Below are 13,503 nucleotides of genomic sequence, written 5' to 3' on the forward strand. Positions count from 1 at the left end.
GGATTCCGGCATGCGGAAAGCGATTTCCCGCCGGCCACCCGGAATGGTCGTGTCCGCGACAAGGGCGCGTCAATGGGCGTGCACCGCTGGATGAAACGGAGGGGGTGGACGTCCTCAGTTGTCGGGAGACCGCAGCACCCGCAGATGCCCGCGCCGCGCGACCTCCATCGGGTCCGCCGTGCGCCCGCCACCGCCGGCACCGGCCGCCCGCTCCTGGGGGCGTGCCGCCTCGCGCACCGCGTTGGCAAGCGCTTCCAGGTCGTCGCCGCTGGGGCGGGCCGGAGCGGAGCCGTCGAGGAGCCGGACGACCTCCCAGCCGCGCGGGGCGGTGAGGCGCTCGGAGTGCTCGGCGCACAGGTCGTAGCAGTGGGGTTCGGCGTAGGTGGCGAGCGGGCCGAGGACCGCGGTCGAGTCGGCGTAGACGTACGTCAGCGTCGCGACGGCGGGACGGCCGCAAGCGGTGCGCGAACAGCGACGTACAGGGCTCACGACGTTGGACGGTACCGCACTCTTGAGCGGGCCGCGACGACTCTCCCCCAGGTCACTCCACCGTGTCGTAGTGTGAAACACCCCACACACCTCTCCGGGAACACCCTGTTGACCTGCACGGACGCGCATTCACAGGGCGTCGCGCACTTCTGCGCCCGATCAACACACCGTACAAACACCGTCATTTGCCCCAAGATCGTCGGTCTCGGAGAGATACGGAAACGAGCCCAACCTTGGCTGGAATGGTCATCCTGCGACATGCCGTCCAGGGGGGTCGGAGGCCGTCCGGCCAGCCGCGTGGGGCACGGCGCACGGTCCCGGCGGGGACTACGCTTCACCAGTGATGGACAACCCCGTACCGCCCCGTGCCGCCCGCTCCGGGCCCCGCCGTCGTGATCGCCACGGCCGGGGCATGCGCGGCCCGATCGCGCCGCCCCAGGTGCCGCTCGCTGCGAGCCGTGCCGAGGCGTTCGCGGATCTGGTGCAGGACTCCGTGGAGCGGCTGGAACGGCGGTGGCCGCAGCTCGCCGAGATCGATTTCCTCGTCCTCGAGGTGCCGCGTCTGGACGGCCCCGGCGAGGCATGGAACGACGAGGCGGTGCCGCTGGGCGGCACGATTCCCTCCCGGGAGGGACGGCCGGCGCGGGTGATCGTCTATCGGCGACCGGTCGAGATCCGCACCAAGGGGCGTGACGAGCGGGCCGCGCTGGTGCACGAGGTGGTCGTGGAGCAGGTCGCCGAGTTGCTGGGGCTGACTCCGGAGACGGTGGATCCACGCTACGGCGAGGACTGAGCGGGGGGCTTCTGGGCCCCCGTACGTGGGGCGCCCTTCCTGGGGGCTGCCGCCCCCCAGACCCCCGCTTTCGGCCTGAACGGCCTCGTCCTCGAACGCCGGACGGGCTGAAAGATCAAAACCCGGCCGGCGCCCACCGGATGCGGCTATTTCTGCAGCACCGAAAGGTCCTGGTCCGCCTCCGGTACCGCGACCGTCCCCCGGTCGTCCGGCAGCGTCTGGACCGTGAAGCCCGGGACTCCCTCCTCCGTCGCCGCCAGCGTCCGAGCCGCGTACACCGGGCCGCCCGACAGTGGCTCGACCGTCAGTGCGTAGGTGCCCTTCAGGCCGCTCGGGACCGGGGCGTCGATGTCCTGGGTGGTGCCGGCCTTGATCGTGTACGTCTTCGAGACGGCGGTGCCGCCGTCGCTGCCCGCGGAGGCGGTGACCTTCACCTTGGCGGTGCGGGTGGGTGCCGCGAGGGACAGCGTGGAGCCCTTTCCGCTGTTGTCGGCGGACGTCGCGCGCGCGCCCACCGGGCTGGTGGCCGGGATGAACGCCGTCTCCTGCTTGTCGCCCCTGCCCCGTACGACCCGCAGCGCGGCGACGACCGGCACGGACTTGTCGGTGGGCGTGAGGACCAGTGAGCCCGCCTCGCCGCGCGTGACGGGACCGAGGTCGACCGCGGTGGTCATGCCGGCCTTCACGTGCAGCGTCTCGTTCCCGGCGGGCGTGATCTGCCCGGACGGGGAGGCGAGCCGCACCTTCAGGTCGGCGTCCGTGTCGCCGGGCGTGAAGGCGATCAGGCGCACGGACGTGGCGTCCTTGGGGATGCCGGGCAGGACGAGGCTGCCCGTCGGGTCCGTGGACGCGGGCAGCCAGTCGCCGCCGACCTTGTCGTCGAGGGCCTGTACGGCGGCGCCGACGCGTCCGCTGCGGACGTTCACGTGCACGGTGAGGTTGGTCTGCTTCTGGTCGGTGAGTGTGGACAGCAGCACCGGGTCGCTGGAGTGGGGGGCGACCGTGATGCCCTCCCCCACGGTCGACTTGAGGGCGCCGTCCTTGCCGTAGAGCTCGACGTCGACGACGGCGGCGGAGTCGTCCGGATTGGTGAGGTGGACGTAGTCGGTGCGGGCGGCGTCCGTGCTGGCGCCCGGGAACCAGAACTCGGTGTCCGGAGCGGTGCAGTTGACGCCCTGGAGGCCGCGGCCGGTGCCCGCGGCGACCTCGGTGGTCTCCTGCATCGCCCAGCCGGGCGCGAACCTGCCCTCGGCGGTGCCGACGAGGGCAGGCGTGTCGGCACCGGAGGTGTCGCCCGTGACGGGCTTGCCGGGCTCCTTGGGCGTGAGGACCGGCTTGTCGGCTGCCTTCTTCTTGTCGGCCTTCTTCTTGCCGCTCTTCTTGGTGTCCGTCTTGCCGCTGCCGCCCGTCGCGTCGGCCGACTGCTCGGTGGCGGACTGGAGTTGGGCCGTGCCGTCGCTTCCCGTGCCCTTGGTGACGGGCGTGAAGGACGTGTACGACGTCTCGGCGAGGTCGGAGGTGCTGGGCGCCGGGCACAGCAAGGTCGTGCGTTCCACGGGCAGTTCGGCGGCCGCCTTGGCGGTGTCCGCTCCGGAGGCGCCCGGAGCGGTGAGCGAGGCGAAGCCCGTGATGGCGGCGAGCGCGGCCGTGCCGGCGATCAGGGAGATGGTGGTGCGGTTCACTGCTGACTCCCGTCGGGGCGCTCAGGGGCGTTCGGGTGCGGCTGCGCCGGGTCGTACGTCGGGTCGTAACCCTGCTGGTACGAGGGGTCGTACGCGGTCTGGTCGTACGACCCCTGGGGGGAGCCCCCGTACGCGTACGGGTCGTACTGGCCGCCCTGGTACGGGTCCGCCTGGTACGTCTGGTCGTACGTGCCCGCCGGGTACTGCTGGGCGTCCTGGTACTGCTCGTTGCCGTAGCCGCCGTACTCGGCGCCCTGGTAGGCCGCCGCGTCCCAGTCGCCGTAGGACTGCTGCTGCGGGACCGCCACCGGTGTCTCCTCCGGAGGAGGAGACGGGAACTCATCGCTCCGGCCCGCCTCTTCGGCCTCGGCCTCCGCCTGGGCGCGCAGGCGGCGGGCGCGGCGGCCCTCGCCGGCGACGGCCTCGGCGGGAACGGCCGGCTCCTCCGGGAGGTCGTCGTCGATGTCGCGGCGCCGGCCGGGCAGGGCCAGGACGACGAGGACGACGGCCAGGAAGCCCTGCGCCCACAGCCAGGCGGTGTGCGTGATCGGGGCGTCGTAGGTGACGTCCAACTTGCCGCCGGAGGAGGGGAGTTGGAAGCCCTGGGCCCAGCCGTCGACCGTGGTGCGGGTGAGCGGCCTGCCGTCCAGGGTGGCCGTCCAGCCCTCGGCGGCGGTGTCGGCGAGGCGCAGGACGCGGCCGCCGGAGCCGGACGGGACCGTGGTGTGGATCTCGACGGGTCCGGCGGCGACCGGCTGCGCCGTACCGGAGCCGGAGGCGGGGACGATGGTGGCGCGCGCGACCTCCTGGTCGACCCGCCACAGGGCGCTGCCGCCCTGCTGGCTCAGGCGCGAGAGGCCAGGAGTGGCGTCCAGGACGCGGGTGACGTCGCGGGGCGCGCCCTTGCGGACGAGGACGTAGCGGACGGCGAACTTGCCGAGTTGGTCGGCCTGGTCGGCGCCGGAGCCGGCGACGAGGTTGGCGACGACCTTGTCCAGCTTGGCGTTCTCGCCGTCGGCCGCGGCGCTCTCGGCGTCGCCGAGGCGGGCGCCGGAGCCGCGGACCAGGGTGTAGCCGACGCGGGCCGTGGAGTCGCTGTCGAGCACGAGCGTGCGTGCCTGGTCGCGGGTGCCGCTCTCCTCGGCGACGAACGCGGGGACCTGCACGGGGTCCTGCCGCTCGACCGGTCCGTCGGCGCCGCGGATCATCCAGCCGAAGGCGAGGACCAGCGGGCCCGCGAAGGCGGCGAAGGCTATGAGAGCGGCCACCGGCTGGCGCCAGCCGAAGCTCTGCTCGGCCACACGCGCGCGTGCGCCGTCGGCGCCGAGGACGGCGGCGGCCAGGAGAGCGAGGCCGTAGACGAGGGTCGCCGGGCCGGCCCAGGTCGAGTTGTTGGACAGGACAGCGAAGACGAGGCCCACCAGGGCGACCGCCCAGGCCGTCCAGATTCCGAACTGACGCTCCGAGCGCAGCAGGGCGGCCAGCGCGGCCAGGACGATGCCGATGAGCATCAGCCCGCTGACCGTGCCCGGGCCGCCGGGGCTCACGCCGAGCAGGTCGAGGGCGGAGGCGGCCGAGGGGCCGTAGTCGAGCCCGGCCTCCTTGAAGAAGCCGAACGGGAGCAGCGACAGCGACCAGGGTGCGAGGACCAGCAGGGGCGTGCCGAGCTGGGCCAGGAAGCGCAGGCCGTGGGCGGTGATGTCGGCGCGCCGCACGGCCAGCAGTGCGATGCCGAGGACCAGCGCGACAGGCCACACGATCGGCGTGAACGCCGTGGTGATCGTCAGCAGCAGGGTGTACGCCCAGGTGGCGCGCCAACTGCCGTGCGCGGCCGAGTCGCTCGCGAGGCCGCTGGCCGCGACGCCTGCGCGCGCGATGAGCGGCAGCAGCACGGCCAGTACGGCGGTGCCTATGCGGCCGCCCGCGAGCGCGCCCGTGGCGGCGGGCAGGAAGGCGTAGACGACGGCCGCCCACGCGCGCAGCAGACGCGACTCGACGAGCGGGCGGGAGGCGAAGTACGCGGTGACGCCGGCCAGCGGCACCGAGCACACGAGCAGGACCGTGACCGCGAGCCCGGTCGAGCCGAACAGTGCGGAGGCGAGCATCGCCACGATCGCGAGGTACGGCGGCGCGGACGGAGTGCCGCCCGCGCCCACGGCGTGCCAGGAGTCGAGGTAGCGCGACCACAGCTCACCGGAGTCGGCCGGGGCGGGCAGCAGGGCGCCGCCCGCGAGCGCGCCGCCGCCGAGCAGTTCGCGGCAGGCGACCAGCGAGACGAACAGCAGCACCAGGAAGAGCATCGGGCCGGGCTTGCGGCCGATGCGCTTGAGGCGGGCGAACTGCTCGATCTCCAGGAATTCGGCATCGTCGCCGCCGGGTCCGGACTCGACCGCGCCGCCGTGCCGTCCGGCGCCGGAGGTCACCTCGGGGTCGGAGCGGCCGACGAGGTTGCCCGCGGCCTGCTCGACGGTGGCTCGTATGGTCGCGCCGGGCGGCGGGAACAGGGCGCGCAGTTCGCCCTTGTCGATCTGCGGGCGGCCGCGCCTGCGCCGGCCGGCGATGATCCGCTCGGGGCGCAGCAGTGTGCCCAGCAAGCCGCGGATCTCGTCGACCGCCTGCCCCGGCACCTTGCCGACGAGGTAGGCGACGGTCCGCAGAAGTGTGCCGAGCACGAGCCGCAGCAGCACCCAGGGCAGTGCGGCCGTACGCGTGTTGACCAGGAGGGTGTAGGCGGCGCCGGCCTTGTCGACCTTGTGCGGGGAGGCGACGGTGCGGCCCGAGCAGTCGACGGTGCGGCGCTCGCGGGAGGCGGCCTCGGCGTGTCGTACGAGCGCCTCGGGGGCGACGAGGACGCGGTGGCCTGCGGCGGTGGCGCGCCAGCACAGGTCGACGTCGTCACGCATCAGCGGCAGCCGGTTGTCGAAGCCGCCGAGTTCCTCGAAGACGTCGCGTCGGATCAGCATGCCGGCGGTGGACACGGACAGCACGGTCCGGACGTGGTCGTGCTGTCCCTGGTCCTGTTCGCGGCGGTCCAGACCGGTCCAGCGGCGGCCGGAGTTGGCGATGGTGACGCCGACCTCCAGGAGCTGGCGACGGTCGTACCAGCCGCGGAGTTTGGGGCCCACGACGGCCACGTCGTCGCGGCCGAGCTCCAGTTCGTTCTCCACGACGCGCAGCAGCTGGGCCAGGGCGTCGGGTTCGGGGGCGCAGTCGTCGTGCAGCAGCCACAGCCACTGGACCGGCTCCCCGTGCGGGAGGTCCGGCATGTCGTAAGCGTCGTCGCGCCAGGTGCGCGTGACCGGGTCCCAGCCGCTGGGCCGCTTCAGATAGGTCAGCTCGTCCGGGGTCAGGACGGGGGCGGTGCGTGCCGCCTCCTCGACGGCCTGGCCGAAGCCGGTGCGCCGGGCGAGGTGCAGCACGCGGTCGGCGCCGAGGGCGTCGGTGACCAGCTGCGCGGAGTCGTCCGCGCTGCCGGTGTCGGCGGCCACGACGTACTGAACGGGGCGCTCCTGGCCGAGCAGCCCGGCGAGCGCGTCGGGCAGCCAGCGGGCGCCGTCGTGGGAGACGACGACCGCCGTCACCACGTGACGTGGGAACTCGGGCGGGCGGGCCGGGTCAAACGCTGCTGCGGCAGCGACGCCTTGCTGGGCTGCCGAGTGGCTGTGCACGGACATCGAGGTACGGGCCCCGGTTCGATGGACTGCGGTGGACGTCTGCGCCCCGTGGGGGCGGCGAGGCGTCTCGGACGAGCGACCACACTATCGGCTGGGCATCACGGCGGCCCGCCGCCTGTGGATAACCCCACCTGCGACGGGCCGTTCGATTGTGTTTCGGTTGTGAGGCTGTCAGGCCGCCCGGTCAGATTGCGGCCTTCTTCAGACGGCGTCGTTCGCGCTCGGACAGACCGCCCCAGATACCGAAGCGCTCGTCGTTGGCGAGGGCGTATTCGAGGCACTCGGAGCGGACTTCACAGGCCAGGCAGACCTTCTTGGCCTCACGCGTGGAGCCGCCCTTCTCGGGGAAGAAGGACTCGGGGTCGGTCTGGGCGCACAGCGCGCGCTCCTGCCAGCCGAGTTCCTCGTCCGCGTCGTCGACCAGCAGTTGCTGCACCAGCTCGGTCATGTGCGCCCCTCGTCTGTCTTTCGCGTCCCCGTGATGTAGCCGTTACCGATTCCGGCTGAACGACACGAGTGAAATTACAAGTGTGCTGCTCCGGGCGAGTCAAGCCGAGATCTGCTATTGAGCCCCTTATTCACTCTGCGGAACCAAGGCCATGCGGAAAGTGTTCAAATCGGCATAAACCTTGACATGCAGACGAGGCCCGGAAGGAACTTCGACCCCGCGCAGAGCCTGTACGGGGAAGGACGCCCGGAGATCCGATCTCGTTCCACGCGCACCTCGAAGCAAACCGGATCACAGTCGGATCACAGGACCGCAACGAGGTTTGAGCGCCATGTGTCCCGGGCGGCGACTGCACAAACCTTTCGCCTCGGACATGAACCGGATGAGGTGAACCATGTCCCACATGCCGGGCGTCGAGTTGACAGTGAAGGTGTGAACCGCTGTCCTTGTGGGCATGCTCGCGAACTTGGCACTCACCTCGACCCGCACCGCCGGGTCCCACGGTGCTGCCCGCGCTCGCTGTAGCTGTTGTTGCTGTTCCAGCTGTTGAGCCACACCCGCTCCGGCTGTAGGCCCTGTCGTTCGTGACTGGGCTCCCGTTCCCTCTGACCTTCCTTCACTGAGGAACCACGCAACCCCTATGAACAGCGACAACGATCTCCAGATCGCCGGCGACATCCTCGAAGTCCAGCACCTGCTGCAGCCCCCGCGCGAGCACCCGGCCACGGTCGCCGAGTTCGTGGGCCTGGCCCGCTCCATCGCCGCCGACCGCTCGCAGTGGGAGCACCTCGTCGAGTACGACGCGACGACGCGCTGGTACCACCGGCTGCGCACCGGCCCGGGCTACGAGGTGTGGCTGCTGTCCTGGGTGCCCGGTCAGGGCAGCGGGCTGCACGACCACGGCCGGTCGTCGGGCGTGCTGACCGTGCTGGAGGGGACGCTGACCGAGCGCACCGAGCGGGGCACGCGCGCGTTGGGGGCGGGCGCGCAGCGGGTGTTCGCGCCGGGGTATGTGCACGAAGTCGTCAACGACGCGCTGGAGCCGGCGGTCAGTCTGCACGTCTACTACCCGGGGCTGACGGAGATGCCGATGCACTCCACGTGCACGGCGGCCCCCGCGGCATACGACGAGGTGGACGTCGTAACCGCCTGACGCGTTGTCGTACCCGCCTGCAAGACTTGCCTCATGCGCATTGTGGTTCTGGCAGGCGGCATCGGTGGTGCCCGGTTCCTGCGCGGTCTGAAGAAGGCCGTGCCGGACGCGGACATCACCGTCATCGGCAACACCGGGGACGACATCCACCTCTTCGGGCTGAAGGTCTGCCCGGACCTCGACACGGTGATGTACACGCTCGGCGGCGGCATCAACGAGGAGCAGGGCTGGGGGCGGGCCGACGAGACCTTCCATCTCAAGGAGGAGCTCGCGGCGTACGGCGTGGGGCCGGAGTGGTTCGGGCTCGGCGACCGGGACTTCGCCACGCACATCGTGCGGACGCAGATGATCGGCGCCGGATATCCGCTGAGCGCGGTGACGGAGGCCTTGTGCGACCGGTGGAAGCCCGGCGTGCGGCTGATCCCCATGACGGACGACCGGGTCGAGACGCATGTGGCCGTCGAGGTCGACGGTGAGCGCAGGGCGGTGCACTTCCAGGAGTACTGGGTGCGGCTGCGGGCCTCGGTGCCGGCCGAGGCGGTCGTGCCGGTCGGCGCGGAGCAGTCGAAGCCGGCGCCGGGTGTGCTGGAGGCGATCGCGGAGGCGGACGTCGTCCTCTTCCCGCCGTCGAACCCGGTCGTGTCCGTCGGCACGATCCTTGCCGTGCCCGGCATCCGGGAGGCGATCGCCGAGGCCGGGGTGCCGGTCGTCGGCCTCTCCCCCATCGTCGGGGACGCGCCCGTGCGTGGAATGGCCGACAAGGTGCTGGCCGCGGTCGGCGTGGAGTCCACGGCCGCGGCGGTGGCCGAGCACTACGGCTCGGGTCTGCTCGACGGCTGGCTCGTCGACACCGTGGACGCGGGCGTGGTGGACCGGGTCGAGGCCGCCGGGATCCGGTGCCGGGCCGTGCCGCTGATGATGACCGACCTGGACGCGACCGCACGGATGGCGCGCGAGGCGCTCGCGTTGGCGGAGGAGGTGCGGGTGTCTTGAGCGACGGGATTTCCGTGGGCGCGGATGCGCGCGGCGGCGGGGATACGGCCGACGGTGACGCTGCGGCGGGCGATACGTCACGGGTGGCTGAGAGCACGGGTGGCGGCGGGCGCGCGGGCGCGCCGAGCGGTGAGGCGGCGGCAGCCGCCTCTGCCACGAGCGGTACGTCCGCGGCGCACGAGGGGCCGAGAGGCAGCAGGCCTGCGGCCGCCCGCAGAAGTGAGGCTGCCGCAGCCGCCTCTGCCACAAGCAGTACGTCCGCGGCGCACGAGGGACCGAGAGGCAGCAGGCCTGCGGCCGCCCGCAGAAGTGAGGCTGCCGCAGCCGCCTCTGCCACAAGCAGTACGTCCGCGGCGCACGAGGGACCGGGGGGCAGCGAGCACGTGGGTGGGCCTGGTGGTGGGGCCGTGGGTGGCGGGCGTGTCGCGGGGGGCGATCCTGCGGTAGGAGGGGATGTCGTGGCCGGCGGTGTAAGTGGGTATCGGGTCTGGGCTGTGCCCGGGCTTCCCGAGGTTGCGCCGGGGGACGACGTCGCCAAGCTGATCGCCGCCGCCGAGCCCGGGCTGGTCGACGGGGACGTGTTGCTCGTCACCTCCAAGGTGGTGTCCAAGGCGGAGGGGCGGGTCGTCGAGGCGGGCGACCGGGAGGCCGCGATCGATGCCGAGACCGTGCGGGTCGTGGCGCGGCGCGGGGCCTTGCGGATCGTCGAGAACCGGCAGGGGCTTGTCATGGCCGCGGCCGGAGTGGATGCCTCCAACACGCCTTCCGGCACGGTGCTGTTGCTGCCCGAGGATCCGGACGCGTCCGCCCGGGCGATCCGGGACGGGCTGCGGGACGCCCTCGGCGTCAACGTCGGAGTCGTCGTCACCGACACCTTCGGGCGCCCCTGGCGCTCGGGGCTCACGGACGTCGCGATCGGCGCCGCCGGGGTGCACGTACTCGACGATCTGCGCGGGGGCACGGACGCGTACGGCAATCCGCTCAGCGCGACGGTCGTGGCGACGGCGGACGAGCTGGCCGCCGCCGGCGATCTGGTCAAGGGCAAGGCCGCCGGGCTGCCCGTCGCCGTCGTGCGCGGGCTGCCGCACGTGGTGGCCGAGGACGACGGGGAGGGGGCGCGGGCCATGGTGCGTGGCGGGCGCGACGACATGTTCCGGCTGGGGACGTCCGAGGCGATCCGCACGGCGGTGACCCAGCGCCGTACCGTGCGGGCCTTCACCGACGAACCCGTCGATCCCGGTGCCGTACGGCGGGCGATCGCCGCGGCCGTGACCGCGCCGGCGCCGCATCACACGACGCCGTGGCGGTTCGTGCTGCTGGAGTCGGAGGGCGCGCGGACCGAACTGCTGGATGCGATGCGCGATGCCTGGATCGCCGATCTGCGGCGGGACGGGAAGAGCGAGGAGTCCATGGCCAAGCGGGTGCGGCGGGGGGACGTGCTGCGGAACGCGCCGTACCTGGTGGTGCCGTGTCTCGTCATGGACGGGTCGCACACGTACGGGGACGCTCGGCGGGACGGGGCCGAGCGGGAGATGTTCGTCGTCGCTGCGGGCGCCGGCGTGCAGAACTTCCTGGTTGCGTTGGCCGGGGAGCGGCTGGGGTCCGCGTGGGTGTCGTCGACGATGTTCTGTCGGGATGTCGTGCGGGGGGTTCTCGGGTTGCCCGAGGACTGGGATCCGATGGGGGCCGTGGCGGTCGGGCATCCGGCGGAAGAGCCTCGGCCCAGGCCGGAGCGGGACGCCGGTGCGTTCATTGAGGTGCGGTGAGGCTGCCCTCCGGGTGCTGGGCGCCTACGGTTTGTGGGGTTCGGGGTTTCGTGCGCGGCTGCGGGTGAGTGGGGGCTTGTCGCGCCCACGCGGCGGAGCCGCAAATCAGACACAGCCCCGCGCCCCTGAAAGCCATAAGCCGTTGTGCGCACCGGCGGTCGTTCGTACCGCCTAGTCTCTTAGGGCATCCCCGACATCCCCAGGAACTCAGCCGTGGCAGGACGTTTCGCTCCCCGGCCCACTCGTACGACCGTGCGCGGTGGGCATGTTGTCGTGCCGGCGCGTGGTGGTGTGCCGCGGCAGGCCGTCGCGCCGGGGCGGGTGCGGACGGTCGTACCGAACGGGCCGCTGGATCTCGGGCTGGTGCTCGGGCCACTTCGGCGGGGTGGTGGGGATCCGACGTTTCGGGCGATGCCCGACGGGTCGGTGTGGCGGGCCAGTCTCACTCCGGCCGGGCCCGGCACGCTGCGGGTCTCCGTGTTCGGCGATGCGGTGCGCGGGGAGGCCTGGGGGCCGGGGGCCGAGTGGCTGCTCGACCAACTGCCGGAGTTGCTGGGGGCGGCGGACGATCCGGACGCGTTCGCGCCTCGGCACCGGCTGGTGGCGGTCGCGCGGCATCGGCGGCCTGGGTTGCGGCTGACGCGGACCGGGCTGGTGCTGGAGTCGTTGATTCCGTCGGTGCTGGAGCAGAAGGTCACGACCGGTGAGGCGTATCGGGCGTGGCGGCTGCTGGTGCGGAAGTACGGGGAGCCGGCACCGGGGCCCGCTGCGGGCGGGCGGCTGTGGGTGATGCCGGGGCCGCGGACGTGGGCGTTGATTCCGTCGTGGGAGTGGCACCGGGCGGGGGTCGACAACAAGCGGGCGTCGACGATTCTGCGGGCCGTGAAGGTCGCCGCGCGGCTGGAGGAGGCGGTCGGGATGGAGCCGGCGGCCGCGCAGGCGCGGTTGGAGGTCGTGCCGGGCATTGGCCCGTGGACGTCCGCTGAGACCGTGCAGCGCAGTCATGGGGCGCCGGACGCGGTGACCGTCGGGGATCTGCATCTGCCGGGCATCGTGGGGTGGGCGCTCGCCGGGGACCGGCACGCGGACGACGCGGCGATGCTGGAGCTGTTGGAGCCGTATGCGGGGCAGCGGCATCGGGCCGCGCGGTTCATTCTGCTGAGCGGGCGTACGCCGCCTCGGCGGGCGCCGAAGATGCCGAAGACCGACATCGGGCTGTTGTAGCGGCCCCGGAGGTGGAGCTGGGCGGGGGTGGGTTGCGCTCGCCCGTGCTTACGGGGTGCCGCCTGCGCCCACCCGTGCCGCCCTGGGCGGCACGAATGCCCGCAGGCTACGCGGCTGCGCGGCTGCAGCACGGCACCCCGACCGCCCTACTGGTCCGAGGAGAACCGCACCGACCCGGCCGGAATCCGCGCGTCGCACCACACCCGTACACCGTCCCGCAGTTCGTTGTCGGCGCCGACGACCGCGCCGTCGCCGATGACCGTGCCGGTCAGGACGGAGCGTTCGCCCACTCGGGCGCGGGTGCCGATGAGGGAGTCGGTGATGACGGCGCCGGGTTCGATGACGGCGCCCGGCAGGATCGTAGAACCGAAGACCCTGGCACCCTCCGCCACGAACGCGCCCTCGCCCACCACCGTGCCGCCCGTCAGCTTGGCGTCGGGGGCGACCCTGGCCGTCGGCAGGATCAGGCGGTCGCCGCAGCGGCCGGGGACCGCGGGGGACGGGGCGCGGCCCAGGACGAGGTCGGCGGAGCCGCGGACGAAGGCGGCCGGGGTGCCCAGGTCGAGCCAGTACGTCGAGTCGACCATGCCCTGGAGGTGGGCTCCGGCCGACAGGAGATCGGGGAACGTCTCCCGTTCCACCGAGACCGGGCGGCCCGCGGGGATCGTGTCGATGACGGAGCGGCGGAAGACGTACGCCCCCGCGTTGATCTGGTCGGTGACGATCTCCTCGGGGGTCTGCGGCTTCTCCAGGAAGGCGAGGACCCTGCCGGTTTCGTCCGTGGGGACCAGGCCGTAGGCGCGTGGGTCCGTGACCTTGGTGAGGTGGAGGGAGACGTCGGCGCCCGTCTTCTCGTGGGTGTCGACCAGTGCACGGATGTTCAGGCCCGTCAGGATGTCGCCGTTGAAGACCAGGATCGGTTCGTCGGGGCCCGAGTGCAGACGGGACGCGACGTTGCGGATGGCGCCGCCCGTGCCGAGGGGCTCCTCCTCCGTCACGTACTCGAGGTGGAGACCGAGCGACGAGCCGTCGCCGAAGTGGGGCTCGAAGACCTCGGCCAGGTAGGACGTGGCCAGGACGATGTGGTCCACGCCCGCCGCTCTCGCTCTCGCCAGTTGGTGCGTGAGGAACGGGACTCCGGCCGCGCGGACCATGGGCTTCGGCGTGTGGACCGTGAGCGGGCGCAGCCGGGTGCCCTTGCCGCCGACCAGGAGGATCGCTTCTGTCACCTGTCGTCTCTGCTTCCTGCCGGGACCGGCCGAACTGTCTGTCGGCCGGCCA

The 13,503-nt window shown here is 72.4% G+C and carries 10 protein-coding genes; 5 read left to right on the forward strand and 5 right to left on the reverse strand.

Annotated elements, in window-relative coordinates; all coding sequences use genetic code 11:
* Positions 1-114: 114 nt before the first annotated feature.
* The gene (locus ACFY10_RS18520; protein ID WP_275773589.1) at positions 115-540 is read right to left on the reverse strand and encodes a DUF3499 domain-containing protein; all 426 of its coding nucleotides are present in this window, start codon (positions 538-540) and stop codon (positions 115-117) included.
* A 292-nt stretch (positions 541-832) separates the two neighbouring features.
* Between ACFY10_RS18520 and ACFY10_RS18525 the strand changes: the two genes are divergently transcribed.
* Positions 833-1,282 (forward strand): metallopeptidase family protein, encoded by a 450-nt coding sequence (locus tag ACFY10_RS18525; protein ID WP_390666727.1) that lies wholly within the window; start codon positions 833-835, stop codon positions 1,280-1,282.
* A 146-nt stretch (positions 1,283-1,428) separates the two neighbouring features.
* Here ACFY10_RS18525 and ACFY10_RS18530 read toward each other — a convergent pair whose 3' ends face one another.
* From ACFY10_RS18530 to ACFY10_RS18540, 3 genes are all read right to left on the reverse strand, one after another.
* A complete protein-coding gene (locus tag ACFY10_RS18530; RefSeq protein ID WP_390666206.1) occupies positions 1,429-2,964 on the reverse strand; it encodes a DUF5719 family protein in 1,536 nt (511 codons plus the stop codon).
* Entirely contained in the window at positions 2,961-6,638 is a 3,678-nt protein-coding gene (locus tag ACFY10_RS18535; RefSeq protein ID WP_390666207.1) for a glycosyltransferase, read from the reverse strand. The genes ACFY10_RS18530 and ACFY10_RS18535 overlap by 4 nt, the downstream gene beginning before the upstream one ends.
* Positions 6,639-6,822: 184 nt before the next feature.
* Positions 6,823-7,086, reverse strand: coding sequence for a WhiB family transcriptional regulator (locus ACFY10_RS18540; protein WP_010986447.1), 264 nt, complete (start codon positions 7,084-7,086; stop codon positions 6,823-6,825).
* 640 nt (positions 7,087-7,726) lie between these two features.
* On the opposite strand from ACFY10_RS18540, the gene ACFY10_RS18545 reads away from it, so the two are divergent.
* The 4 genes from ACFY10_RS18545 (at position 7,727) to ACFY10_RS18560 (ending at position 12,222) form a co-directional block, all read left to right on the forward strand.
* Positions 7,727-8,239, forward strand: coding sequence for a cysteine dioxygenase (locus ACFY10_RS18545; protein ID WP_390666208.1), 513 nt, complete (start codon positions 7,727-7,729; stop codon positions 8,237-8,239).
* A 33-nt stretch (positions 8,240-8,272) separates the two neighbouring features.
* Complete coding sequence (gene cofD, locus ACFY10_RS18550; RefSeq protein ID WP_390666209.1) at positions 8,273-9,232, forward strand: 2-phospho-L-lactate transferase; 960 nt, start codon at positions 8,273-8,275, stop codon at positions 9,230-9,232.
* Between the two features lie 458 nt (positions 9,233-9,690).
* On the forward strand, positions 9,691-10,998 hold the full coding sequence (locus tag ACFY10_RS18555) for a coenzyme F420-0:L-glutamate ligase (protein ID WP_390666210.1): 1,308 nt from the start codon (positions 9,691-9,693) through the stop codon (positions 10,996-10,998).
* A 213-nt stretch (positions 10,999-11,211) separates the two neighbouring features.
* The gene (locus tag ACFY10_RS18560) at positions 11,212-12,222 is read left to right on the forward strand and encodes a DNA-3-methyladenine glycosylase family protein (RefSeq protein WP_390666211.1); all 1,011 of its coding nucleotides are present in this window, start codon (positions 11,212-11,214) and stop codon (positions 12,220-12,222) included.
* Positions 12,223-12,368: 146 nt separating this feature from the next.
* Here ACFY10_RS18560 and ACFY10_RS18565 read toward each other — a convergent pair whose 3' ends face one another.
* Positions 12,369-13,451, reverse strand: a complete 1,083-nt coding sequence (locus ACFY10_RS18565; protein WP_390666212.1) for a sugar phosphate nucleotidyltransferase — start codon at positions 13,449-13,451, stop codon at positions 12,369-12,371.
* Positions 13,452-13,503 lie beyond the last annotated feature (52 nt).

The sequence above is a fragment of the Streptomyces sp. NPDC001401 genome (assembly GCF_042895385.1).
Taxonomy (GTDB): Bacteria; Actinomycetota; Actinomycetes; order Streptomycetales; family Streptomycetaceae; genus Streptomyces.